The sequence below is a fragment of the Oceanospirillum maris DSM 6286 genome, from assembly GCF_000422865.1.
Classification (GTDB): domain Bacteria; phylum Pseudomonadota; class Gammaproteobacteria; order Pseudomonadales; family Halomonadaceae; genus Oceanospirillum; species Oceanospirillum maris.
The window spans coordinates 47,550-74,034 of the sequence record NZ_AUGW01000019.1 but is presented as its reverse complement, the minus strand read 5'-3'; the positions used below and the strand labels follow the sequence as shown (position 1 = coordinate 74,034).

At 46.8% G+C, this 26,485-nt stretch carries 21 protein-coding genes; 6 read left to right on the top strand and 15 right to left on the bottom strand.

Annotated elements, in window-relative coordinates:
- From G517_RS0108950 to G517_RS0108900, 11 genes are all read right to left on the bottom strand, one after another.
- Window positions 1-316, bottom strand: a 316-nt coding sequence (locus G517_RS0108950) for a hypothetical protein (RefSeq protein WP_028304127.1), incomplete at its 3' end; no start/stop codon positions are given.
- 133 nt (window positions 317-449) lie between these two features.
- Window positions 450-1,844, bottom strand: coding sequence for a Si-specific NAD(P)(+) transhydrogenase (gene sthA, locus G517_RS0108945; RefSeq protein ID WP_028304126.1), 1,395 nt, complete (start codon window positions 1,842-1,844; stop codon window positions 450-452).
- A gap of 190 nt (window positions 1,845-2,034) precedes the next feature.
- Window positions 2,035-2,289, bottom strand: coding sequence for a (Na+)-NQR maturation NqrM (gene nqrM / locus G517_RS0108940; protein WP_028304125.1), 255 nt, complete (start codon window positions 2,287-2,289; stop codon window positions 2,035-2,037).
- A 55-nt stretch (window positions 2,290-2,344) separates the two neighbouring features.
- Window positions 2,345-3,484, bottom strand: a complete 1,140-nt coding sequence (locus G517_RS0108935) for an FAD:protein FMN transferase (protein WP_245543224.1) — start codon at window positions 3,482-3,484, stop codon at window positions 2,345-2,347.
- Window positions 3,485-3,487: 3 nt separating this feature from the next.
- Window positions 3,488-4,717, bottom strand: coding sequence for an NADH:ubiquinone reductase (Na(+)-transporting) subunit F (nqrF, locus tag G517_RS0108930; RefSeq protein ID WP_028304123.1), 1,230 nt, complete (start codon window positions 4,715-4,717; stop codon window positions 3,488-3,490).
- A 39-nt stretch (window positions 4,718-4,756) separates the two neighbouring features.
- Complete coding sequence (nqrE, locus tag G517_RS0108925) at window positions 4,757-5,377, bottom strand: NADH:ubiquinone reductase (Na(+)-transporting) subunit E (protein ID WP_028304122.1); 621 nt, start codon at window positions 5,375-5,377, stop codon at window positions 4,757-4,759.
- Complete coding sequence (locus G517_RS0108920) at window positions 5,377-6,042, bottom strand: NADH:ubiquinone reductase (Na(+)-transporting) subunit D (protein WP_028304121.1); 666 nt, start codon at window positions 6,040-6,042, stop codon at window positions 5,377-5,379. The genes nqrE and G517_RS0108920 overlap by 1 nt, the downstream gene beginning before the upstream one ends.
- Before the next feature lie 2 nt (window positions 6,043-6,044).
- Entirely contained in the window at window positions 6,045-6,824 is a 780-nt protein-coding gene (locus tag G517_RS0108915) for a Na(+)-translocating NADH-quinone reductase subunit C (RefSeq protein ID WP_028304120.1), read from the bottom strand.
- A complete protein-coding gene (locus G517_RS0108910) occupies window positions 6,817-8,019 on the bottom strand; it encodes an NADH:ubiquinone reductase (Na(+)-transporting) subunit B (RefSeq protein ID WP_028304119.1) in 1,203 nt (400 codons plus the stop codon). Before G517_RS0108910 ends, G517_RS0108915 begins: the two co-directional genes overlap by 8 nt.
- Window positions 8,020-9,372, bottom strand: a complete 1,353-nt coding sequence (locus G517_RS0108905) for a Na(+)-translocating NADH-quinone reductase subunit A (RefSeq protein WP_028304118.1) — start codon at window positions 9,370-9,372, stop codon at window positions 8,020-8,022.
- A gap of 429 nt (window positions 9,373-9,801) precedes the next feature.
- Window positions 9,802-11,250, bottom strand: a complete 1,449-nt coding sequence (locus G517_RS0108900) for a glyceraldehyde-3-phosphate dehydrogenase (RefSeq protein ID WP_028304117.1) — start codon at window positions 11,248-11,250, stop codon at window positions 9,802-9,804.
- 395 nt (window positions 11,251-11,645) lie between these two features.
- Between G517_RS0108900 and mfd the strand changes: the two genes are divergently transcribed.
- Together mfd and G517_RS0108890 are read left to right on the top strand one after the other, a co-directional pair.
- Complete coding sequence (gene mfd / locus G517_RS0108895) at window positions 11,646-15,110, top strand: transcription-repair coupling factor (protein WP_028304116.1); 3,465 nt, start codon at window positions 11,646-11,648, stop codon at window positions 15,108-15,110.
- Window positions 15,111-15,113: 3 nt separating this feature from the next.
- The gene (locus G517_RS0108890) at window positions 15,114-16,142 is read left to right on the top strand and encodes a CsiV family protein (RefSeq protein ID WP_084632148.1); all 1,029 of its coding nucleotides are present in this window, start codon (window positions 15,114-15,116) and stop codon (window positions 16,140-16,142) included.
- A gap of 32 nt (window positions 16,143-16,174) precedes the next feature.
- Here G517_RS0108890 and G517_RS0108885 read toward each other — a convergent pair whose 3' ends face one another.
- Both G517_RS0108885 and G517_RS0108880 read right to left on the bottom strand, forming a co-directional pair.
- Complete coding sequence (locus G517_RS0108885) at window positions 16,175-17,815, bottom strand: methyl-accepting chemotaxis protein (RefSeq protein WP_028304114.1); 1,641 nt, start codon at window positions 17,813-17,815, stop codon at window positions 16,175-16,177.
- A 293-nt stretch (window positions 17,816-18,108) separates the two neighbouring features.
- Window positions 18,109-19,485, bottom strand: coding sequence for a hypothetical protein (locus G517_RS0108880; RefSeq protein WP_028304113.1), 1,377 nt, complete (start codon window positions 19,483-19,485; stop codon window positions 18,109-18,111).
- A 565-nt stretch (window positions 19,486-20,050) separates the two neighbouring features.
- Here G517_RS0108880 and G517_RS0108875 point away from each other — a divergent pair.
- From G517_RS0108875 to G517_RS0108865, 3 genes are all read left to right on the top strand, one after another.
- Entirely contained in the window at window positions 20,051-20,320 is a 270-nt protein-coding gene (locus G517_RS0108875) for a YfcL family protein (protein ID WP_028304112.1), read from the top strand.
- A 60-nt stretch (window positions 20,321-20,380) separates the two neighbouring features.
- Window positions 20,381-21,772 carry a nucleotide 5'-monophosphate nucleosidase PpnN gene (gene ppnN, locus G517_RS0108870; RefSeq protein WP_028304111.1) on the top strand — a complete coding sequence of 464 codons (1,392 nt, stop codon included), beginning with the start codon at window positions 20,381-20,383 and terminating at the stop codon, window positions 21,770-21,772.
- A gap of 100 nt (window positions 21,773-21,872) precedes the next feature.
- On the top strand, window positions 21,873-22,172 hold the full coding sequence (locus G517_RS0108865; RefSeq protein WP_028304110.1) for a hypothetical protein: 300 nt from the start codon (window positions 21,873-21,875) through the stop codon (window positions 22,170-22,172).
- A gap of 280 nt (window positions 22,173-22,452) precedes the next feature.
- Here the strand turns inward: G517_RS0108865 and G517_RS18480 are convergent, their stop codons facing one another.
- Complete coding sequence (locus G517_RS18480) at window positions 22,453-23,625, bottom strand: threonine-phosphate decarboxylase (protein ID WP_051206254.1); 1,173 nt, start codon at window positions 23,623-23,625, stop codon at window positions 22,453-22,455.
- Complete coding sequence (locus G517_RS0108855) at window positions 23,625-24,683, bottom strand: CobD/CbiB family cobalamin biosynthesis protein (protein ID WP_051206253.1); 1,059 nt, start codon at window positions 24,681-24,683, stop codon at window positions 23,625-23,627. Before G517_RS0108855 ends, G517_RS18480 begins: the two co-directional genes overlap by 1 nt.
- A gap of 241 nt (window positions 24,684-24,924) precedes the next feature.
- Between G517_RS0108855 and G517_RS0108850 the strand changes: the two genes are divergently transcribed.
- Window positions 24,925-26,484, top strand: coding sequence for a cobyric acid synthase (locus G517_RS0108850; RefSeq protein WP_028304108.1), 1,560 nt, complete (start codon window positions 24,925-24,927; stop codon window positions 26,482-26,484).
- Window position 26,485: the final 1 nt, after the last annotated feature.

Sequence of the window (26,485 nt, the reverse complement as noted above, 5' to 3'; positions counted from 1 at the left end):
CCAAGGAGCGGTGGGCACCACCAGATTTACGCCAGCTCAGGCGGGATTTTTTGAACTGTTTGCGGCGAGTCACGTATTCATGCCCGATCATCTGAACGGTGGCAGAATTAAGCCCCAACTCTTTAGCCGAACCTTTGGTGTAATCCTGCAGATCGTAGCCGGATAGCCAGTTCTGGCGCTCCCTGATACTGCGGTGGCTCAGTTCGTTACAATAGTTCCACACCTGATTCACCGAAAACGCCCAAGCCCTAAGCACTTTTGCGTGCTTATCGCGGATACGGACTTTGAATGTTTTGGTGTGACCGGACTTTTTCATAGGCTATATTTTAGCAATAAACCCTATCCTAGAACTAGGACAGGCCAACGTGCCGTTGCCTGCGCTATCCATCTCCCACCAAAACATCTCGCTTAGGCTCGATAATTTTGGAAGGAGAATTTCGCGCTATCCGTTAAAATAAGCGGTTTAGGCCATTCAGTGCAGCTACCCGATAAGCTTCTGCCATCGTTGGGTAGTTAAAGGTATTATTCACGAAGTATTTAATCGTGTTACCTTCACCTTCCTGATTCATAATCGCCTGTCCGATATGCACAATTTCAGACGCTTGGTCACCAAAGCAGTGAATACCCAGCAGTTCCATCGTTTCACGGTGGAATAGGATCTTCAGCATACCGGCGGTTTCGCTGGTAATTTGCGCGCGAGCCGTATCTTTAAAGAATGCCTGCCCTACTTCATAGGGGATTTTGGCTTCTGTTAGCTCACGTTCGCTTTTACCTACAGAGCTGATCTCTGGAATGGTGTAAATGCCCGTTGGCACTTCATTGACGAAACGGAACTCATCATCATCCAAAATATCTGCAGCGGCGGAACGACCTTGGTCATAGGCGGCACTGGCAAGGCTTGGCCAACCGATCACATCGCCTACAGCGTAAACATGCTCTACGCTGGTGCGGTAGTGTTGATCAACCTCTAATTGCCCTCGACCATTTGCTTCAAGACCAACAAGCTCTAAACCAATATCGTCAGTATTACCGGAACGACCGTTACACCATAGGAAAGCATCGGCCCGCAATTTCTTGCCAGACTTCAACTCCATCGTTACGCCCTGCTCATCAGCGATAACTTTTTCATACTCTTCATTATGGCGAATCAAAACACCCGTGTTACGCAGGTGGTAACTCAACGCATCAGAGATTTCATCATCAAGGAAAGAGAGCAAACGATCACGGTTATCAATCAGGTCAACTTTAACGCCCAAGCCACTAAAAATTGATGCGTACTCACAGCCAATAACACCTGCGCCGTAGATAATTAGGCGACGGGGCGTATGACCTAACGTCAAAACAGTATCGCTGCAGTAAATACGGGGGTGACGGAAATTAATATCCGCAGGACGATAAGGGCGGGAACCTGTCGCGATGACAATTTTTTGTGCTCGCAGCTCTTCGGTGCCGTTATGAGGATCACGTACCATGACGGTATGGGAGTCTAAGAAACGGGCTTTGCCGAAATAAACATCAATACGGTTACGGGCATAAAAGTTAGTCCGCAGTTGTACTTGGCGTTCAATAACGCGCTGAGAGCGCTCTAAAACTTTCGGGAAAGAAAACCAGCGTGGTTCGCCGATATCGCGGAACATACGGTTGGTGTTGAACTGGATAATCTGTTTCACCGCGTGACGCAGTGCTTTAGAAGGAATCGTACCTTTGTGAGTGCAATTACCGCCTACAGAACTTTGCATCTCAACGACAGCCACACGCTTACCGTGTTTTGCTGCATTCATTGCTGCACCTTCACCTGCAGGGCCTGTACCTATCACTACTACATCGTAATTATAAACCGCCATTGTCGCCGAATAACTCCCTAACCGTCGTGTTAGATCTGGCTGTGCTGAGCCTTCTTATCAAATAGAGCTCTAATGTGGACTCATGAGTCACAACCAGCAATTATGCTTTCGCCGCGTATCCGATAAATATTGGTATTAATCTTATCTCTATTTCACTACCGAATTGTTTACACGGTGAACCATTGTGATCTTATTTTCTTTTTTCTTCATTCTGCATTGCATCATAAGCCAGATCCATACGCGCCGATGCTTTACCTTCTTTTTTCTCTTGCTCAGTTTCACAGATATCTTTATTACCACCGCAGATATCACAGTCAGAAATCATACCGATAGCGCTCATACCGCCGCATGAACCAGCGATAGGCTTACGTCCGAACAAAACACCCACGGCCATACCTGTTATGATCAGGCCCATGACAACAAAGGCTAATAAGAGTGTAGTCATAAGAGTTCACCTCAAATCGTTAATCAAAATTGCTTACTGACGGTTGTTCACATTATTACTGATTCGTCAGTGCGGTAAATTGTTCCGTCTGAATAACATCAAAACCTTCACCCTCGGCTTTGATTAACATATACACCGCTAGGCCTTCAGCTTTAGCAAATTGCAGGCCTTTTTCTGGCCCCATGACCATTAAGGTCGTCGCTAAAGCATCCGCTGTTGCACAGGAAGGATGTAATACCGTCACCGATGCTAACTTATGAGTAATAGGTGAGCCTGTTGACGGGTCGATGGTATGTGAGAAGCGTACGCCATCGGCTTCAAAATAATTGCGATAGCTACCGGACGTTGCCACACCTATATTGCTAACCTCTAAGACATGCTGTGCCACTTGCCCGCCCGCTGCCGGCTTTTCAATAGCAATGCGCCACGAAGACCCGTCAGGTTTAGAGCCTTTTAATTGCAGCTCACCACCGACTTCAACCAAGTAGTTACTAAAGCCCTGCTCTACTAGATAACGAGCAACCTGATCGACACCATAGCCCTTAGCAATAGCAGATAGATCGAGATAAATCGACTTATCTTTTTTTATAGCCGGTGTCGCAGTATCAACACCTTTCACCTGTACCGAACGATAACCTACCCGTTCAAAGGCTAAGGCTAACTCAGCGTCACTTGGGACTTGATCGGGTTTTAGATCTGGACCAAAGCCCCATAAATTCACTAACGGCCCAACAGTCGGATCAAAGGCACCCTCGCTAAGTTCCGCTAACTGTATCGCTTCTTGAACAACGGTTGCGGTTTCAGGAGATACACTGAACCACTCACCAGCAGCAGACTGATTGAATCGTGATAATTCAGACTGCTGTTTATAGGTCGACATTTTCAGATCAACATCGACCAGTGCATTCTTAATACCTTGCGCCAGTGTCTCTCGCTCGGCTTCATCAAGGGGTTGGCCTTGGTTTTCTACAACAGATACATGGTATTGCGTGCCCATAATAGGGCCCGAGAATTTGATGATAATCGGATCACTATCACAACCCGTAAGAAGGGCTAGCCCTATAAGAGCTAACCCCACCTTAGCAGCCCGCCCCATAAGGGACAGGCTAACAGCGATCATTGTAATGATCTGTTTATAGGCCGCTCCCGAAGGAGCCACCTTAAGCAGAGTTAGCATAACGCGATCACTGCTCATTGCTTAACCACCAAAGTCATCAAGCAGAATATTTTCAGGTTCAACACCCATATTCTGCAGCATCTGAACTACCGCTGAGTTCATCATTGGCGGCCCACACATGTAGTATTCACAATCTTCTGGCGCTTCGTGATCCTTCAGATAGTTTTCATACAATACATTGTGGATAAAGCCAGTCATGCCGGTCCAGTTGTCTTCTGGCAACGGATCAGACAGGGCTAGGTGCCACTCAAAGTTTTCGTTCTCTTCCGCCAACTTATCAAACTCTTCCACATAGAAGGCTTCACGTACGGAACGTGCACCATACCAGAAAGAGATTTTACGCTTGGAGTGCAAACGCTTCAGCTGGTCAAAGATATGAGAACGCATTGGCGCCATACCTGCACCACCACCGATAAAGACCATTTCGTTGTCGGTATCTTTGGCAAAGAACTCACCAAACGGACCGGAAACGGTGATCTTGTCACCCGGCTTCAGGCTAAAGACGTACGAAGACATCTGACCCGGTGGAACATCATCACGACCCGGAGGTGGTGACGCGATACGGATGTTAAATTTAACAACACCGCGCTCTTCCGGGTAGTTCGCCATAGAGTAAGCACGGGTAATGGTTTCATCAACTTTGGAAACATATTTCCAAATGTTAAATTTATCCCAATCCGAGTGGTACTCTTTGTCGATATCAAAATCTTTGTAATGTACTTCATGAGGTGGTACTTCTAACTGAACATAACCACCGGCACGGAAGTCTACGTTTTCACCTTCAGGCAGACGTAAAGTCAGCTCTTTAATAAAGGTGGCCACGTTAGGATTAGACTCAACCGTACATTCCCATTTTTTAACACCAAAGACGTCGTCTTCAACTTCGATTTCCATGTCCTGCTTAACAGGAACCTGGCAAGACAGACGCCAACCTTCTTTTTTCTCACCCATTGTAAAATGAGACTCTTCCGTTGGCAGAATCGAACCACCGCCTGAAGATACAATACATTTACACTGAGCACATGAACCACCACCACCACAGGCAGAGGATAGGAAGATGCCGTTTGCGGCCAAAGTCTGAAGTAGCTTACCACCCGCCGGAGTGGTAATTTTCTTCTCACCGTTAATCGTTACCGTGACATCGCCACTGCTAACGAGCTTGCTGCGTGCTGCCAGAATCACCAATACCAGTGAAACAACCACTACGGTGAACATGACTACGCCCAGCACAATAAGTTGTGAATTACCCATGTTCTGAACCTTTTTGTTCTAAGTTTCCGTAAACTGCCATTACAGCTGTACGCCTGAGAAAGACATGAAGCCCAAAGACATCAGACCCACCGTCACGAAAGTGATACCCAAACCTTGAAGGCCTGCAGGTACATCGCTGTACTTCAGTTTTTCACGGATGCCCGCCAACGCAACAATCGCCAACGCCCAACCCACACCAGCACCAGTGCCGTAAACAACGGATTCACCGAAAGTGTAGTCACGCTCAACCATGAACAGAGACGCACCCAAAATGGCGCAGTTCACGGTAATTAGCGGTAGGAAAACACCCAGAGCGTTGTACAACGCAGGAACAAACTTATCGAGGAACATCTCAAGGATCTGAACCATCGCAGCAATTACACCGATATAGCTCAGGTAACCGAGAAAGCTTAGATCGATAGACTCAGCACCATCCATGCCGGTCCAAACCAAAGCGCCTTCACGCAGCAGGTTGTTGTAGATCAGGTTGTTCACGGGAACCGTAATCACCTGCACAACCACAACAGCAATACCCAAACCCAGGGCTGCATCAACTTTCTTGGACACAGCCAAGAAAGTACACATACCTAGGAAGAAGGCCAGAGCCATGTTCTCTACGAAGATCGCCTTAACGAAAAGGCTAACGTAATATTCAAACATTACACGGCCTCCTTAACTTGAGTATTTGGAGCAATCTTAAACTCTGATGCTTCATTTTGCTTAGGCTGCCAAGTACGAATCAGCCAAATAAAGCCCGCAATAATAAAGAATGCAGATGGAGGAAGAAGCATCATACCGTTAGGCATGTACCAGCCACCGTCGTTGATTTTTTCCAGAATCTGGACACCAAACAAGCTACCGGAGCCGAACAGTTCACGAACAAAGCCGACGAAGAACAGAACCGCAGTGTAACCAAGGCCGTTACCGATACCGTCAAGGAAGCTCATAACCGGGCCATTTTTCATGGCGTAAGCTTCAGCACGACCCATTACGATACAGTTCGTAATAATCAAGCCCACAAACACCGACAGCTGCTTGCTCGTTTCGTAAGCATAGGCTTTCAGCATTTGGTCTACCACAATTACCAAGGAAGCAATAATGGTCATCTGAACGATAATACGGATACTGTTTGGAATTTGGTTACGGATCATTGAGATAAACATGCTTGAAAAAGCCGTTACCAAGGATACCGCAACCCCCATAACCATCGCTGTTGCTAGGTTACTGGTTACTGCCAATGCAGAGCAAATGCCCAAAATCTGTAACGCAATAGGGTTATTTGCAAAGATTGGCGAAACAATGACGCTCTTTGGAGTATCAGCCATTTTTATACTCCTTCCTTACGAAATTTACTGAGGTAAGGGCCAAAGCCCTCTTCACCAATCCAGTATTGAACTAGATTTGTTACACCGCGACTGGTTAGCGTTGCACCAGAAAGGCCATCGATCTTGTGCTCTGCATCGGGTGTTCCGGCATCAACAGAACCTTTGATCAATTCGATTTGTGGCTCCATTGTGCCTTCTTGGTAAATCTCTTTACCCGGCCACAATGCTTTCCACTTAGGGTTATCCACTTCACCACCTAGACCCGGTGTTTCCGCGTGTTGATAAAACCCTAAACCGATCACGGTATTGGCATCAGCTTCTAAAGCAAGGAAGCCATGTAATGTAGACCACAAACCATAGCCGCGAACCGGAAGAATAATACGGCTTAATTCGCCATCTTTTTCAACCAGATAAACCGTGGCAAACTGTTCACGTCGTTTAATACCAGCAACATCTTCGCTGTTAGACAGCGCTTTAGACAATGCAGGATCTTTAGACGCTTTTAGCTGGTCATAAGTCTCAGGGTTAAATTCGTCGGTGTATTCGCCGGTATTCAGATTCACAACACGAGGCGTGATCTGAGCATAAAGCTCATCAACTGTTTTACCTGGTACCAATAATCCGGCCGCAGCTAGAATATTCGTTTTACGATCCAGGGCTTTGTTTTCCTGTTGTTGTGCTTTAAAAATTACCGCTGCGCCGGAAACAATCACGGAGCAGACGATACACAGCATTAACGCTACCGTAAGCGTCTTTTTGATGGAATCGTTGCTACTAGACATTACGCATCATTCTCCGCTTGACGTTGGCCCGAACCACAAAGTGGTCAATGAACGGGGCAAACAGGTTAGCAAACAGAATTGCCAACATAATACCTTCAGGGAATGCTGGGTTGATGACACGAATCATCACCGTCATTACACCAATTAAGATACCAAACCAGATTTTGCCTGTATTGGTCATGGAAGCCGACACAGGATCGGTCGCCATGAAGAACATACCAAAAGCAACGCCACCAATCGTCAGGTGCCAATACCAAGGTACATTGAACATCGCATTAGTTTCTGAACCCACCATATTTAGCAGTGAGCTTAGGGCAAACATACCGACCAACACACCCAGCACAATACGCCATGAGGCAATTCGGGTGAGTAGCAAGAAGCCACCGCCGATCATAATGGCAAGCGTCGAGGTTTCACCCATAGAACCAGGCATGATACCTAGGAAAGAATCCCACCACGTTAGGCTGTTCATCAAACCATCAACGCCATCAGCAGCAGCAACACTCAGGGCCGTTGCACCGGTATAGCCGTCAACTGCGGTCCATACTGCATCGCCAGAGATCTGCGCAGGATAAGCGAAGTACAAGAAAGCACGACCGGCTAGAGCAGGGTTAAGGAAGTTTTTGCCGGTACCACCGAACACTTCTTTAGCCACAACAACGCCGAAGCTGATACCCAATGCAACCTGCCATAGAGGAATCGTAGGCGGTAGCGTCAGAGCAAACAGGATCGAGGTAACGAAGAAGCCTTCATTCACTTCATGACCGCGTTTCATGGCGAAGAGCACTTCCCAGAAACCACCGACAATAAAGGTCACCGCATAAACCGGCAAGAAGTACACCGCACCGTGGATCATGTTGTCCCACAGGCTTGCTTGGTCGTAACCGGCCAATAGACTAATCAGCCCACCACGCCAGCCTTCAGCTGCCGCCATGCCTGCTTCAGCTAAAGCACCGTTAGCATGGAAACCAACGTTCCACATACCAAAGAACATCGCAGGGAACGTACACATCCATACGGTGATCATCATACGCTTCAGGTCTACACCATCGCGGATATGAGCGGTGGCCTTAGTCGTAGAGCCAGGTGAATAGAAAATGGTATCGACCGCTTCGTAAAGTGCGTACCAGTTTTCGTATTTTCCACCTTTATGGAAGTGGGGTTCCATATTATCAAGGATCTTACGCATGCCCATCTATGCCCCCTCCTTCTCAATCGTGGTCAGGTTGTTGCGGAGAATAGGACCGTATTCATACTTACCTGGGCACACGTAAGTGCACAGCGCAAGATCTTCTTCGTCCAATTCTAAGCAACCTAGCTCCATCGCGGCCTCAATATCACCAACGATCAAAGAGCGCAGCAATTGAGTTGGCAGGATATCAAGCGGCATAACGCGCTCGTAAGACCCCACAGGAACCATCGCACGTTCACTACCATTGGTATTGGTAGAAGGCGCGTAGTTTTTCAGGCCAAACAGCTTAGACACATAGATATTCAACATAGAGTGCTTGTTAGCCCCCAATGTTAACCAACCCATAAAGTCACGATGCGTGCCTTCTTCCAGTGCGCTCACTTGAGAGTGATAACGACCTAAGAAAGAGAACGGGCCTTTAGCTGTTGATCCGCCAAAGACAGAACCAGAAATCAGTCGCACGGCATCACGGTTCGCTACTTCAGAGGCACACACATCTTCTAAAGACGCGCCCAAACGCGTTTTCAGTAAACGTGGTGTTTTCACTTCAGGGCCACCTAAAGCGATCACACGGCTGACGTTCAGCTCACCGGTTAGGAACAGTTGACCAAAGGCCACCACATCCTGATAACCGATCGTCCAAACGGTTTTATCCGCACTTACCGGATCAAGATAGTGAACATGAGTGCCCGCCAAACCCGCAGGGTGAGGGCCATCAAACTCTTCCACAACAACCTTAGCACCGGCTTGAGCAGGGATAGACGCACCCGCTGCCTTACAGACAAAAACCTTACCGTCTGTCAGTGTGCCAAGCACCTCAAGACCTGCGTTAAAGTCAGCATCCTGACCTTTCAGCACGACTGCAGGATCAGCCGCCAGAGGGTTGGTATCGATGGCTGTTACAAAGATAGAGTTCGGCGTTGTCGCAGGTGCAGGTACACGGCTAAAAGGTCGTGTACGGAACGCTGTCCACAAGCCAGAGTCAATCAGCTGCTCTTGCACCTTTTCACGGGGCATAGAAGCCAGCTGTGATTGACTGAACTGAGCAAATTGGATTTTCTCCTCCTGCTCAGCCACCTTAATGACCACAGACTGAAGCACACGTCGTTCACCGCGATTAATGGCAACTACTTCGCCTGCGGCAGGAGCCGTAAACTTCACACCTGGAGTTTTTTTGTCACTGAAGAGCTCTTGACCTAACTTAACCTGGTCGCCAACCTTCACTGCCATTGTAGGTTTCATACCTACATAGTCAGTTCCGATCACGGCAACCGTACGCGCCTGAGCAGCATTTTCGATGCTTTGCTTCGGTGCGCCGGCTATAGGTAGATCAAGGCCACGTTTGATTTTTATCATACGTTCTCGCCCAATCACTTAGTTATTATTTAAAGGTAAAACTTTCAATGACCCGCCGTAAGGCTCCTACCTAAACGGAACAAAACCCACCACGGATCGATAATTTTTTACTTACTTTAGCTGTTCTCACGACCATAAAGTCTGCCCACTTAGATCGCTACCCAAAATCGCACACATTATAAAGACCTGCCAACACCTTTACCACTCGCACGGACGACATTCCACCGCCACCGCAGCCCCAACAATTCCTATTATTTGGGCAAAATGCAGACATTTCGAGGCCAACGTCTGTAAATATCTGCAAATTTCTAGTTTAAAGTAGAAAAAAATGTTTAATTTTCTTTCTTTTAGACACAAAAAAGCCCGCACAAGGCGGGCTTTTTCAGAATCTAAGCGCTGTTCAAGCACGAACACTCAACACATTAAAGATTAACGTGCTGGGAAGTGCTGGAATTGAACGTTAGACATCTGTTGCAGAATACGAACAACCTGGCAGCTGTAACCAAATTCATTATCGTACCAAACGTACAATACGGCCTGCTTACCGTTTACGATGGTTGCTTCGCCATCAACAATACCCGCATGGCGGTTGCCTACGAAATCTGAAGAAACAACTTCTGGGGATTGAACGAAATCAATCTGCTTTTGGATCGCAGAGTGCAATGACGCATCACGTAGATAATCATTTACTTCTTCAACCGTTGTACCATTACCCAACGTTAGGTTCAGAATCGCCATAGAAACATTTGGCGTAGGAACACGAATCGCATTACCCGTTAACTTACCTTTCAGAGAAGGCAACGCTTTGGCCGCAGCAGAAGCCGCACCCGTTTCGGTAATAACCATATTCAACGGAGCTGAACGACCACGACGAGAAGCTTTATGGAAGTTATCGATTAAGTTCTGATCATTGGTGAACGCATGAACCGTTTCAACGTGGCCATGCTCGATACCGTATTTGTCACCCATAGCTTTCAAAACAGGAACAATAGCATTTGTGGTACAGGACGCAGCAGACAAAATCTTATCACCGGCTTCAATCGTATCACTGTTGATGCCGTGAACGATGTTTTTAATATCGCCTTTACCCGGAGCCGTTAGCAATACACGCGACGCGCCTTTGCAGTTTAAATGCTGACCTAGACCGGTCTCATCACGCCACATACCCGTGTTATCAACAACGATCGCATCATTGATACCATAAGTGGTGTAATCCACTTCTGCAGGGGAGTTCGCGTAGATCATTTGTACGTAGTTACCATTGATAATCAGCGCTTTAGCTTCTTCATCAACAGAAATAGTACCTTGGAAAGAACCGTGTACAGAATCACGACGCAACAGGCTAGCACGCTTCTGCAAATCACCTTCTTTACCGCCACGAACCACGATAGCGCGCAGACGTAATTTGTTACCGCCACCCGCTTTTTCAACCAGAATACGGGCTAACAAACGACCAATACGACCAAAACCGTATAGTACAACGTCTTTATAACCGTCTTCGCCGTTTGCTTGATACTTATCAACCGCAGAGTCCAGTTCTTTACGCAGGAAAGCACCTAAATCGGTACCACCTTCGTTTTTGAACTTAACCGCAAGCTTACCGATATCAACGTGAGCAGGGCCCATGTTCATGCCAGCCATTGCTTCCAGAATCGGGTGCGTATCACGAACAGACAGTTCAGTACCTTCAACCTGGCGCACAAAGCGGTGGTCTTTCATGATACGGATAACAGACTGGTTGACCATCGCACGGCCATACAGTGAAGTCACTACATTGTTTTTACGATACAGCTGACCAATCAGCGGGATCATAGCTTCTGCTAGAGCTTCACGCTCCTGCCAATCTTGGAAACAGCTATCTAACATCTCTTGACTCACGGGCGGCCTCACTTTAAATCAAAAAAAAATCTCAACCGAAAATGCGGGCGTATTATGTAAGCAGAAGTCCAAAGAGGCAAATTTTAACGTACTTTTTGCGGCCAAAGTCTATTTATAACGCTAAATCAACCCATCATCGCGCTAATATTGCCTTTTTTTAAAGACATGATACCGAACCCATTAAGCCATCAGTGACAAAACGGTAACAATTGCCACCAACCGTCTTTATATTACGATTCCAGATCGGAGCAACGCTTTACATTCACGCCCACCGCCTTAGACTTATTGGCGGCTTACTAAGAAGATTAAACGTTAAGATTAAAAGCCCAGCTTAAGATTAAGGGCACGGCGATCTATTTACCGCCAACCATTTGTCACAGCAACGGAAAAGCACTATGCAACTGCAGCTTAACACCCAGACCGTTCCGGTAAAACCAGGCGACACACGCCACTGGGGCAACCTACCCGGCCATGCCAGAGCCCTAGTCATTAGCGAGCTAGCACAACAGCAAGAGCGCCTGCTCTTTGTGGTCACTCAAAACCAAAGTGATGCCGAGCAACTGGCGGAACTACTGCAGTTCTTTTTACCTAAGGATCTTCCTGTTTTAAGGATGCCTGACTGGGAAACCCTACCCTATGATGCTTTTTCACCGCACCAAGATATTATTTCTGAGCGTTTAAAGGTTCTCTACCAGCTTCCCTTGCTGAAAAAAGGCATATTAGTCGCGCCAGCATCAACATTGATGCAGCGCTTAGCGCCGGCCAGTTACATTAGCGGTTCAACCTTTTTATTAGAAACAGGGCAACGTTTTGATGCCCAAGCGATGAGTCGACAGTTAGAGCAGGCGGGCTATCATTGCGTGGATAATGTCTACAGCCACGGTGAATACGCCATCCGCGGCGCGTTGATGGATATTTTCCCCATGGGGCGGGATGAACCCATACGTATTGATCTATTTGATGATGAAATAGATACCCTGCGCACCTTTGATCCTGAAACCCAGCGCTCGCTTAACAAAACGGATCAGATTCGTATCTTGCCCGCCCAGGAATACCCCCTAGACGGTAGCGGTAAAACTCAGTTTAAGATCGCCTTTCAAGAACAGTTTGATATCGACTTCCGCCAATGCCCTCTTTATCAAGATGTGAGCAAAGGCATCGCATCACCAGGGCTTGAGTACTATCTGCCACTCTTTTTTGAGCAAACGGCTGATATTTTCAGCTATCTGCCGGATAGCGCGCTGCTTATTAGTCACAGTAATACCGAAGATGCCGCGCAACATTTCTGGGCGGAAGTCGAACGCCGCTATGAAGATCGACGCTACGATATCCAGCGCCCAATCTTGCCTCCGGCGCAACTTTTTCTACCCGTGGATCAACTTTTTGGCCGTCTAAAAAGCTTTGCCCGTATTCAGCTACATACGGTTCCGGTAGAAGAGAAAGCAGGTCGTATTAACCTACCTTTCTCTGAACCTTTGCAGCTCCCCATTGACGCTAAAAGCAGCACCCCTCTGAAAAAACTACAAGATCACCTTGCCGGTACGGATAAGCAGGTACTTTTTTGCGCCGAATCCGCAGGTCGTCGTGAAGCGTTATTGGAGCTGCTAGGACGCATTAACTTGCGCCCTATAGGCTTCGAGCATTGGCAAGATTTTTGCTCAGCCTCAGCTACCGATACTAAGCTGGCGATCACGGTTGCGCCGTTACTAGAAGGTATTACCTGCGAACAGCCCGGCTTTGAACTGATCAGTGAAAGCCAACTCTTCGGCCAACGGGTTTTTCAAAGCCGTCGCCGTCAAAAGGTCACCGATATTGGTGAATACACCGTTCGCAGCCTGACCGAGCTACAGGAAGGCGCACCGGTGGTGCATATTGATCACGGTGTTGGTCGCTATTTGGGCTTACAGGTAATTGAGATTGATCAGCAAAAAGCTGAATTTCTTACCTTAGAGTATGCCAATGCCGCCAAGCTTTATGTACCGGTTAGCTCTTTACATCTTATCTCTCGTTATTCTGGTGTCGGAGATGAACATGCACCGCTGCATCGACTAGGTTCTGAACAGTGGGAGAAAGCTAAGCGTAAAACCGCAGAGAAGATCCGTGACACCGCCGCAGAACTACTCGATATCTATGCGCGCCGTGCCGCTCGAAAAGGCTTTAGCCATAGCGACCCAGACCAATCGTATGATGCCTTTGCCTCAGGCTTTCCCTTTGAAGAAACACCGGATCAGATGGCCGCGATTAATGCGGTTATCAAGGATATGGTATCGCCACAGCCGATGGATCGTGTGGTCTGCGGTGATGTTGGCTTTGGTAAAACCGAAGTGGCCATGCGCGCTACGTTTATGGCGGTTCAAAGTGGCAAGCAAGTCGCCATTTTAGTACCGACAACCCTATTGGCTCAGCAGCATTTTGAGAACTTCCGTGACCGTTTTGCCGATTGGCCGGTGCAGGTAGAAGTGCTATCTCGCTTTAAATCTGCCAAAGAACAAAAAACAGTTCTAGAAAATATGGGCAACGGCAAAGCGGATATCGTGATAGGCACCCATAAGCTGCTACAAAAAGACACTCGCTTTGATGATCTTGGATTATTAATTATCGATGAAGAACACCGTTTTGGTGTGCAGCAAAAAGAGAAACTGAAATCTTTACGCTCCGAAATTGATATTCTCACCATGACCGCCACCCCTATTCCACGAACATTAAATATGGCGATGGCCGGTATTCGCGACCTGTCGATTATAGCCACAGCACCGGCCAAGCGTTTATCGGTGAAAACCTTTGTGCGCAAATACGACAAACCTACGATCAAAGAAGCGATTCTGCGGGAAATTCTCCGGGGCGGGCAGCTTTACTTCCTACATAACGATCTAAAAACGATCGAAAATGCGGCCGAAAATATTCGAGAACTGGTGCCAGAAGCTCGTGTAGGCGTTGCCCACGGCCAGATGCCGGAGCGCCAGCTAGAGCAGCTAATGTCAGACTTCTACCACAAACGCTTCAATGTGTTAGTTTGCTCAACCATTATTGAAACCGGTATTGATATCCCAAGCGCCAATACCATTATTATCGAACGAGCAGATAAGTTCGGCCTCGCCCAACTGCATCAATTAAGGGGGCGTGTCGGGCGCTCCCATCACCAAGCCTACGCCTACCTGTTAACACCAGAAGGCAAAAAGCTCAGCAAAGACGCGGAAAAACGATTAGACGTTATTGCCCAAGCCGAAGAGTTAGGTGCAGGTTTTACTCTTGCGACCCATGATATGGAGATTCGGGGCGCCGGTGAGCTACTCGGTGAAGGCCAAAGCGGCCAGATGGAACAGGTGGGTTACAGCCTCTATATGGAGATGCTGGATAAAGCGGTACAAGCCATTAAACAGGGTAAAACACCTGACTTGGATAAACCTCTTCATCAAGGTGTTGAAATTAACCTACACATTCCTGCGCTCATCCCTGATGACTACCTGCCTGAAGTACACAGCCGCTTGGTGATGTATAAGCGTATTGCTAATGCTCGAAACAACAACGAGTTAAAAGAGCTGCAAGTAGAAATGATCGACCGCTTCGGTCTATTGCCTGAACAAGTGAAAAATCTATTCAATCAAACACGCTTAAAACTTAGGGCAGAAATGCTCGGTATCGCACGAATCGATTGCGGGCCAGAAAATGGTAGCTTTGAGTTTTCCGCTGAAACACAGGTCGAGCCACTTGCCATTGTTAAGATGGTACAATCAGCACCAAATAGATATCGCCTTGAAGGCGCGAATAAATTACGCTTTACCGATCTAATGAATCAGCCTGAACGTCGATTCTCTGTGATTGAAACCCTGCTCTCCAAGCTCAGCCCAGAGGCGGCCTAACCGATGACGACAATGACTTTATTAAATCAACAGATAAGATCCCTAGGCGCGCCAGCCTCGAACGTTAAACACCTTGATGCCAAGCACTCAAATAGCCAGTACTCGAGTAATAAGCATTGGAATATAAAATCGTTTACAGGATGGCTTAGCCTTGCAGGCGCATTATTTTTTTTACTTACAAGTGTCGAGGTCTTCGCCAAGGAGGCTCGACGCTATGCGGTAGAAATGGTGGTATTCAGCTATGAAGAGAAAGAAGAAGGTTTATCTGAAAGCTGGCCTGATGACACTCAAATAGAACAACCCAGCGCCTATTTAAAACTCTATGACACCAGCGATATTAACACGCGACTGCTCGCAACAACTCAGCCGCAAACAGAAACCCAAGCTCAGGCTGACGAGCAAGGCATCACAACAATGGTAGAAGTGCCTGTTGGCGTCTTACCTCTAAATCAAAGGCAACGGGCTGACATAGCCAATAACCGTCAGCCAGATTTCTTCTATCTACCAAAAAGTAAACTGCGACTGACTCGCCAAAGCAATCGTCTAGCTTATCGAAAAAATTTCCGCATTCTTTTTCATAAAGGATGGAATATGCCCGTATATGATCGTGAAAACAGCATACCTATTCAGATCACAGGGGGCGATAAATACGATAATCTTTTCGAGCTAGAAGGTAATATTCGTCTGTCTGTTGCTCGATATTTACACCTAGATACGCAGCTTTATCTACGGAAATTTGAGGCCAACAAAAGCACAATCCAGAGCCAAGATCCGAATATCGACAAGCTTTTAAGCTCAGAAAACAGCTCTGATGCAGGCCAACATAATAGCTCTACAATGAATCAGAATAGTCTACCAGCGGATCAAAATAGCCTATCGACACCAAACCCATCATTGGAGCTACTCGGGCTGCGCCAATATCGAGTCGAACATACGATTCCACTGATACAATCTCGCAGAATGAGAAGTGGCGATCTGCATTACATTGATCACCCACGCTTTGGCATATTGGTTCAGCTAACTCCGTTATAAGCGTGGGCAGGCCTGCATGTTTCATTTTAAACCTATACTTTAAAGCGATTCATATGGCCCGCAACCGCTTGAACAGAACGGCTTAGCTCATCGCCAGCACTACGAGTACTACCTGCAAGCTCTGACAGCTGGTTCGATTTCTCGCTAATATCATGCACCGTATCATTCATATGATTCGCCACAACGGATTGCTCTTCTGTTGCCGTAGCAATTTGGGCAGACATGCTGTTAATCGTATTAATCCCGCCGACAATACTATCCAAGGCATCAGAAGCCATTTGCGCACTATTTACCGTTGCTTCGACCTGTTCGCTAGCGCCTTGCATCGCAGCGACTGACCCCGCCACCCCTTGCTGCAAACGAGTAATCATGGCTTGAATATCTTGAGTCGATGTTTGGGTACGGGAGGCCAAGGTTCTCACCTCATCCGCAACAACTGCAAAACCTCGCCCTGCCTCACCGGCTCGAGCAGCCTCAATAGCCGCATTCAAAGCTAATAAATTCGTTTGCTCCGCAATACCACCAATCACATCCAAAACAGACACAATGTTGTTACTTTCTGTTTCAAGAGTTGTAATCAATGACACGGCTTGCGCCATATCCTCAGATAGGGTGTGAATTTGCGTCGATGAATTTTTAATGGCGTGACTTGAGGTAACAACATCTTGATTAGCACGATCGGATTCGATAGATGTGCTCTGAGCGCTTGTCGCGATCTCTTGAATGGCTTGCTGCATTTGGTGAACCGCCGTCAACACCTGAGTGACAGCTTGATGCTGATAAACAGCACTCTCGCCGGTTTTATCCGCGCTGTTTGTTAGTGTCGTAACCGCCATTTCCATTTCACGCACATGGTCTTGAGCCTCTGCAATCATTGTTTGAAGAAACCCCAATAACCGATTCACTTGTTTAGCGAGCTTAGCAATTTCATTATTGCCATCAGCGGGTAAGCGCTGTGTTAAATCACCGCCACCACCGGCAAGATCTTTCATTATTGTTTCCAAGTTAAGCAGCGGTTGAGCAATTAACTTAGGCACAAAAATCATCGCAACCATTGCGATCAAAATACTCACCAGCATAATGATAGATACAACCGTTTTCTCATGCTGATGAACGTCTATAATCTCAGAACTTAACTGCAAAGCGATTTGGTCTATCCGTTCACCTAAGGCATCATACCGATCACGCAGTGCTGAAAAGCTAGCCCCTTCTTGATTGATCATAAGCTGATGCGCCGCAACATTGTTACCTGCATCGGCGGCAGACATAACCTGAGCCGCATGCACTTTCCATTTATTGACAGCCTGATAAAAGTGCTCTTTAGGCTTAACGGCAACACCGGCATCAGCAGCTAAACCGTGCGCAAAAACCATACGGTCAACAGCCTGCTGAACGTTCTCATTGAAATCATTTAAGGCAGCATCAACCGAGCTCCCCTGCCTACGAGAAGTGACATACGCTCTTAAAGCAACGGCGGCTTGATAAAGATCTCTGTCAGCATTGAGTATCGCGCTGGTCGCTGGCGTTAATTGAGAGGCCATCCGTTCCGACCGTTCACTAACTCGATCTAAGCCTGTTACTCCGAAGAAACCTTCTAGGGCGATTAATAGAACCAACAAAAAAATCGGCAAAGCTACCTGCCATCTTAAACTCATTTTACTGTAACTACTCATCGAGGGAATGACCTCCTAACGGATTAATAAAATCGCTGATTCTTAGTTCCTTTAAAACGATGACACAAACCTCTCCCTACACAAACCGCCCCTCCCACAAGCCACAATCTACGAATACAGCTATATTTGCATTAGATATGAAAGATGGTAGCACCATTATTTTTAGCATAACGTTAATCAGGTGATGCAATCATACTTTAATTGATTCTTATAGACACAAAAAACCCCACTTTCGTACAAGTGGGGTTTTAGATTTACTCAAGGATGCCGTTCCTAAGGAACGGCGCTAGCCATTAATCAACCGATTTGGCATCCTCTTCAACATGTATCTCTTCAGTATCCTTAGCGGCATTTTTGCTGCGATGCTCGATCAGGAAGTAAAGCACTAGGCCAACACCTAAGCCCCAAGCAGCACCGTGTACCGACAGGACAACGCCCATAATACCGGCGACACCCATAGAGGTTGCACTTTCAATCTGTTCAACAGCAACAGCGATACATAGATAGCCTGTAATCAGCAGTGTAATCGACAATGCAATCGGAAGAACCGGCTTGAACAGTGTAATCAGTGGCAGAATAAACAGCGCGATAAAACCAATAATCCAGAAAACACCGGCACCAGAATAAATAGTATCCATAGCACCACGACCATAACGATAGCGCTCTGCAATCGTTGCCATAACACCGGTAAACAATGGCCCAGCAAGACCCGGATAAGGCGCAAAGAAAGAGTGCATTAAATTACGTAAACCCGTCACAAGGTGAACACGGTCAACATCAACTTCAATTTTCTCATCAGGACGCAGATGGTCTACACGACTAAGCAGGCTCTGGCCAACAATAATGTCACCAAACGCAATAATATAAGCAATAATCGCCGTTGGTATCGCGGCAATAAAGAGATCAATACCAGGCATACCGATAGTGAAAGGAAGGTAGTTCCAAATACCGACAAAATCAGGTGAAGAGATACCCATCTCAACCTCCGGCAGTGCGTATTCACCGACACTCCAACCGATAACCATCGCGATCAACATACCAGGAACCATGCCGTAACCCGCAATAGCCTTTGCCCAGCGATGTTGCTCCACCCAACCACGGAACGATAGAGAGAACAGCACATAAGCCGTAATCAAACCACCAATACCCAGAGAAATAGGGGTATTAAAAGCACGACCACCATCGCTGATTTCACCACTAATAGCAGCAATACCGGCACCTAATAAAATACCTGCTTTGATCGAGTCTGGAATGGAGTTCACCAGCTTAGAACCTAAGCGAGTCACCCCCATAAACATAAAGATCGCCGTGACCATTAGCTGCAGTGCGACCAAAGCCTTAATAGCATCTGGGCCAGGCTCAAAATCGCCAATGAAAAGTAAAACCACAGGAATAGCCGGTGTGATCCAGCCAGGAACAAAAGGCACACCTAAAAGGTTAGGTAGCATAAAGCCAATACCACAAACCACCACATAGGCTAGAGCAATATCGTAGGGCAAACCCAAATATTTTTGTAGCAGAGGAATCATCGCCATACCGACAACAAACATCACCATGCCTTGAACGGTTTCAGCCATTTCCCAGCGGTAATGAATAAAAGGCAGACGTATTTTAAACGGACCTAACGGCCAGTACGGATGTTCTTCGCCATGATTGCGTTTTAATAGCACAGTTGCACCTGTCAAATTATCAATTTATTTTTTTGGTTAATTTATCCACGCTGATACCGGTTTATAGTTTTGATTGTTCCGTATCAAAAGCATGATGACAGGCTTTGTACTTGTTTTTCGCGTATGCAACATATTAGACCTTGGTCAGAGTCCACAATGACCAAGAGGTCATACTTCATCAATAAAAATCAATGACTTACAAGTCATAATTCAACCTATCAACCGGAAGGCTACACCGCTCATGGGTTACCGCATTTTGAAACATGCGTTTGATAGCATCGGTGCAGCACCAGAGCCACCATAACGCCGTACCAACGTATGCGACTAAAAGATAAGCCTCATATTGACTTAATCACCCCTTTTCTATTTATCCTTTATTCGCTGTTGGCGATGTAACGTGTTAACGACCCGCTCATGATGACATCGTTATGAGGCTGTTATTTATTTTGCTGGCGGTGTTATGCTTATGTCATAGATGGTTATTAACATTATATTAAACAGCATGTTATGCCTCTTAACCTTAGAATAAACCGGAACCAACCGCTAACAACACCCAGAGGCTCTTATGCAAACTTTTAGCCAGCGCGCAGATCAACTTGCCGTCGTATTAAAACAGATGGAAATACAGGCAAAAGAGGAGCAACTTTTTGCATTGGGTTATTTAATACCCCAGCTCACCTTGGTGGCTGAGTATGTTGAACCTGAAACCGATTTTGATGCCTGTTTTGAACGTTGGTTAAGTCAGGTATTCACCGATGACAAAATGAGCAATACCGATCAACAGGAAATTTTGCAGCTGTGGCAAGAGGCTAAACAGCAAGCCACTGCCGCTTAAATTGATAGCAAACACCTAGGCAAAAAATAATAATTAGCAGAGGTGACAGGAGACATTGAGATGGCAGAATACGACCCCAAAAAAGGCATCGACACACAGATTTCGCCAGAAGGCAGTCTTGAGGTTTTATCGCAAACAGAGGTTAACCGCTTAAAATGTACCTCTGAAAATGGGCAGTATGAATTATTGCGAGGTTGCTCTCTAGCGGTGCTTAATTGCGGTAGTAACACCGATGACAGTAAAGCTGTTCTCGCACAGAACCAGCAGTATCATATAGAAGTTTTACAGCAGGATAGAGGTATTAAAATCCATCTGACTCAAGCGCCAGCCAGCGCTTTTGTTGATGGCTCTATGATCCGAGGTATCCGAGAGCATCTTTCCTCTGTACTGCGCGATATTGTCTATGTGAGCAGTGAAGTTGAGCACAATAGCCGCTTTGACCTGAATGACTCCGATGGCATCACCGATGCTATCTTCCATATTTTGCGTAATGCAGGCACCTTAAAAACGAATACAAAGCCTAATATGGTTGTCTGCTGGGGTGGCCATTCAATCAGTCGGTTAGAGTATGATTATACTAAAAGCGTTGGCCACGAACTCGGTCTTCGTAATCTGAACATTTGTACGGGTTGTGGCCCAGGGGCAATGAAAGGCCCGATGAAAGGGGCAAACCTAGCCCATGCAAAGCAGCGCATTAGCCATGGTCGTTATCTGGGTATCTCTGAGCCGGGCATCATCGCCGCAGAATCCCCTAATCCTATTGTAAACGAACTGGTGATCATGCCCGATATTGAAAAGCGCCTAGAAGCTTTTGTTAGAGTCGGTCACGGTATTATTGTTTTTCCTGGTGGAGCTGGCACCGCAGAAGAGATTCTTTATCTTCTTGGGATTTTGCTTAATCCACAAAATGATGATTTGCCATTCCCCGTTATCTTTACCGGACCAGAAAGCAGCCGAGAATACTGGCAAACAATCAACCAATTTATCGGCCTAACCCTAGGCTATCAAGCCCAACAGCGTTACAAAATTATTATTGATGATCCTGTCCGTGTCGCAAGGGAGATGGTCACTGGTATAGATCAAGTAGAACAGTCTCGCCTAGTCAGCAGTGATGCGTTTTATTTTAACTGGCGGCTAAAAATCAGCCCAGAGTTTCAACAACCCTTTGAGCCAAGCCATGAAAATATGGCCAGTTTGAATATCCACTTAGATCAACCGCCTCATCTATTAGCGGCAAATCTTCGTCGAGCATTTTCAGGTATCGTTGCAGGTAACGTAAAAGCCCAAGGTATTACAGCAATAGAACAGCTCGGCCCCTTCCAGATCAACGGAGAACCAGCCATAATGGAGCCTCTTGACGCTCTGTTACAATCTTTTGTGCAACAACAACGCATGAAACTGCCAGGAACAGAGTATAATCCCTGCTACGAGATCACTAAGGATGGTAAATAACACTATTTTTTACCGTGTTATAGTGCCCACAAGTACAAGGATGACGAATAAGGAATTAAATACGGCCCTATCATGGCCGTATTGATGTCTGAGGTTTTAGATGCAAAATATGAGAAAGCTGAAGGAAGATGCCCTTCGGAAAAAACAAGAGTTTGAAGAAAAAAAGCGCAATGAGGAGTTTAGAAAACAGCGGAAAATGGCCGGTGGGCATACTCGCGCCAATCAAAGTCGCAATGGAACCAAAGGCCGCAAGAGCCAAGCGGGTAAAGGGAAAGCCGGCGCACAAGTGCAACCGCAAATGCGAAAGAAGCCGAAAAGAACACCTGCCCGCTGGATTATTGATACGCTACTAGTATTGGGCGCATTAATGGTTCTAGTTGTGTTGTTTAATCCTTACTAAAACTCAATTGATTTGTCACTCTGACTAGAACCTTCCCCTAGTCAGTCAAATAGATCGAATGAATACACGGGCTATTTAAAAAGATACTAATAAAAAACCTCATATAAAGCCCCATAAGATGCTAATAAAGACTTCATTAAGAAATCTATTAAAAGCAACTTATAAGCAACACAAACAGTGATATTTCTTTTGCCTAGATAAAAAGCTATAGAAGATAAGACGCTATAAAACGTTATAGAAAGCTATAAAGAGTTAACGTTCAGCCTTTGCAGTTTAATACCTACCGCCGTCTCATACCTACTAATGCACGGGTCAGTTGATCACGTTCGTGATTACTTTTAGGTAAGCCAAAACGCAAGCGGCCACTGTCGTTAAAATACCGATCAGGACTACCTTGATGGTTAAAACAACGAACCCAAACGCCCTGTTCCGCTAGACGTTGCTGGATCTCTTCCACCGATATTTTACCAGAAGCATCTTCTGTAGGCTGCGGGCCTGGCAACAAAAGACTGACAAACAAAGGCGTCTTGCCAATGACCGATGAGCGACTCACGACGCCTTCGTTAACCAAGAAGCACTCTAGCAACTTTGCAAGATAATCACTCGTATCGGCTAACGCCATTCTAGTACTGGTCTGCCAACGGGTATCCCGCAACATCTGCTCTGTCAGCCACGCGGTAACACCACTTATTGACCAAGGCCCCAGTAAACGTCTCAAAAGATTAAGATTGCATTCACCCGTTAATAAAAAACCACTACGAATACCCGCTAAACCAAAAAACTTGCCGATAGAGCGCAAAACTAACAAAGAATCACTGGCTTTATCTGCCACGCTGAATAAGGCTCTCTGGGTATCATCAAAAGCATCAACAAAAGCTTCATCAACAATCAGCCAACCGTCTTTATCTTCCAATATTTGATGACAAGCCAATAAGGTTTCTCGGCTAAAACATTGAGCGGTGGGGTTATTGGGATTGATCACCACTAAAATATCACAGCTATCAGCCCATGCGCTTAACGCCTCAGGTGTTGTTGCCCGATAATAAAACACCTGAAACCCAGCTTTTTGCCAGCACCAAGCATGTTCCGCATAACCTTCTATCGGCACTGCTACTCGCTTAAGACATCCCGGATTAGCTACAAATTCTTGCTGATAAATCTGATACAAAACAGGTAACAGCTCTATTCCCTGCTGAGAACCGTTAAGCGGGCAAAGCTGTTCATGCTGGTAATAATCTGCAGCCACACTCAGCAGTGCATCGTAACCATCCGGTAATTGTTGAAAGCAATGCTGCGGAATATCAGGAACAGGCCAAGGATTTGGATTTAAGCCCGCGGATAAATCCAACCATTGCTTTTGTTCTGGATAGGCTCGCTTCGCACGACTAAGATCCCCACCATGGACAGGTGCTTGGACGGATGCATGGACAGTCTGACGTTGATTACGACTCATCACAGCAGCCCAACGATAAACACCGCACTGCTACCAAGAAGCATCCAGCTAAGTAACGTTCGCTTAATTAAATGCCGCGCACGGGGTAGGTCGTCAATGACAGGGTCAGCCCCTAAACCTAAAACGGGCCGCTCTTTCCAAACACCGTGATAAGTATCACCGCCACCCAGTTGAATCTTTAACGCTCCCGCTCCAGCGGCCATAACCGGCCCTGCATTAGGGCTTTCCCAGTTGCCCCCTTGTTTTTGCCAACAAGCCAAACTCGCTTTAAATCCCGCCCACCCCAAGGGCGTATTAACCGCATAAAGTAACGCCGTGAGCCGAGCAGGGACAATGTTTAGCAGATCATCGAACCGAGCAGCGGCCCAGCCAAAGCTTAGAAAGCGCGCTGTTTTATATCCCCACATGGCATCCAAGGTATTACTTAAGCGATACAGAAGCACTCCGGGGGCACCTGCAACTAAAAACCAGAATATGGGAGCAAAAGCACCATCACTACCATTTTCAAGGCCCGACTCAATCGCCGCTCGAGTGATCCGCATTTGATTCATATCCGCCGTATCACGACTCACAATCCAGCTAACATAGTAACGGGCTTGCTCTAAATCACCCGCTAGCAGAGGGCGTTCAATCTGCTCTAAATGCTGGTCTAAACTCTTAGCTCCTAAAGCGATATACAGCACAGCACCCTGTAGCAATATCGCAAAAAAATCATACCAATAACCCAACTCAGAAACAGACTGTTCCTTCAGCCCCGCCAGTAAGAACCAAAGCCCGTAGGTTAAAGGCAACACCATTAACACCAAAGCGAGACAGCCTAAAAACTGCTCCGGTTTAGATGCTTGATTAGGTATCTGCTTCCGCATCAATCCATGACTCGACTCTTTGGCGCTATCGGCTAAAGCCTGTGCCTTGGGGTTTAAACTGAGTTCCATCCATTGCACCAAGCGACCAAAGCCCACCAGAGGATGCCAAAACATTGGCTCACCCAAGCGCCTATCCAGCCACCAGCCCAGCCAAAGCGCAAAAAAGATAATCTCAGGCCCGTACAACCCCATAGCCACCTCGTTGGTTATTTATATCTTGGTGTTTATCCACTTCGACAGTTATCCGCCGACCAACATTCACTAAAATTGGCCGCCCGCAGAAAAAAGTGCGCTATTATATCGCGCTTATCCCTGAATAGCCCTCTTAGGTCAACCGACCTCTCAGAGATAATCAATCCACATTGGCATCGTTGGGCAAAGACACCGTTAAACAAAGCCTCCATCAAAGACAAAAATAGAGACAAGAACCACTATGACTCCCCCCGGAACGACGCGCTGTAAAACATTGATGATTCAAGGCACCACCTCCGATGCAGGCAAAAGCGCGTTGGTCACGGGTTTATGTCGCCTATTGGCACGTAAAGGTATTAAGGTCGCACCCTTTAAGCCGCAAAATATGGCGCTCAATAGCGCCGTAACCGTGGATGGTGGAGAGATAGGCCGAGCACAGGCCGCGCAGGCGCAGGCGTGTTTTTTAGCACCGCATACCGATATGAATCCGGTACTGCTAAAGCCTAATTCTGATACGGGCGCACAGGTGATTATTCAAGGTAAAGCGATCACCAATATGGACGCACGGATCTACCATCATTACAAAACAGAGGCGATGAAAGCCGTACTAGAAAGCTATCACCGTTTACAAGAGCAGTATGATGTTATTCTTGTGGAAGGTGCTGGAAGCCCTGCCGAAATTAACCTACGTGCCCGAGACGTTGCCAATATGGGTTTTGCTGAGGCGGTAGATTGCCCTGTAGCCATCGTGGCCGATATTGATAAAGGCGGAGTTTTTGCCCACCTAACCGGTACTCTAGACCTGCTCTCTCCATCAGAGCAAAAACGAACCTTAGGTTTTATTATCAACCGTTTTCGGGGGGATATTGGTTTATTACAACCCGGAAATGACTGGCTTGAAGAGCGCACCAATAAGCCCGTTTTGGGTGTTATTCCTTACCTACATGGCCTTTGTCTTGAAGCAGAAGACGGCGTCAATAGCGCGCCAGATCAAAGCCATCACAAAGACCAAATTCGCGTTATCGTGCCGTTACTGCCTCGTATCAGCAACCATACGGATTTTGACCCACTACGGCATCATCCACAGGTTGATTTCCACTTTATCGCCCCAGATGAAACACCACCACCAGCGGATTTAGTGATTCTACCGGGTAGTAAAAGCGTACAAGCGGACCTGCTCTGGCTTAAACGTCAGGGCTGGGAAACCTATTTAAATCGTCACCTACGCTATGGCGGAAAACTGCTGGGGATCTGTGGTGGCTGGCAGATGTTAGGGCAGTGGCTTCATGACCCAGAAGGTATTGAAGGCTCTGCCGGTAGTCAGAAAGGTTTAGGCTTTTTAGCGACCGAAACGACACTGGCACCAGAGAAACAACTGAAAAATGTTCATGGCTGGCTGGCGGATGCTTTTTGCTCAACAGAGAATCAGAAAATTAATGTTAGCGGCTACGAAATTCACGCAGGTATAACCCAAGGTGCAGCCTTACAACAACCTTTACTGCATATAGACACCTCAACCGTAAATACCTCAGCCGCCATAAATAGCGTCACCACACAGGCTAGCAGTATGGATGGCGGTATATCAGAGGATGGCCAAGTTGCGGGGTGCTATCTACATGGTTTGTTCGACCAACCAGAAGCATGTCAGGCCTTTCTACAATGGGCAGGTTTAGCACAAGCCGAGACCTTTGATATCACTGCGCTACACGAAACATCTATTGAACGCATGGCCGATGCCCTAGAAGCCAGCCTCGACTTAAACCAGTTAAGCCAACTCACCGGCATTCCGTTTAATGCCTGAC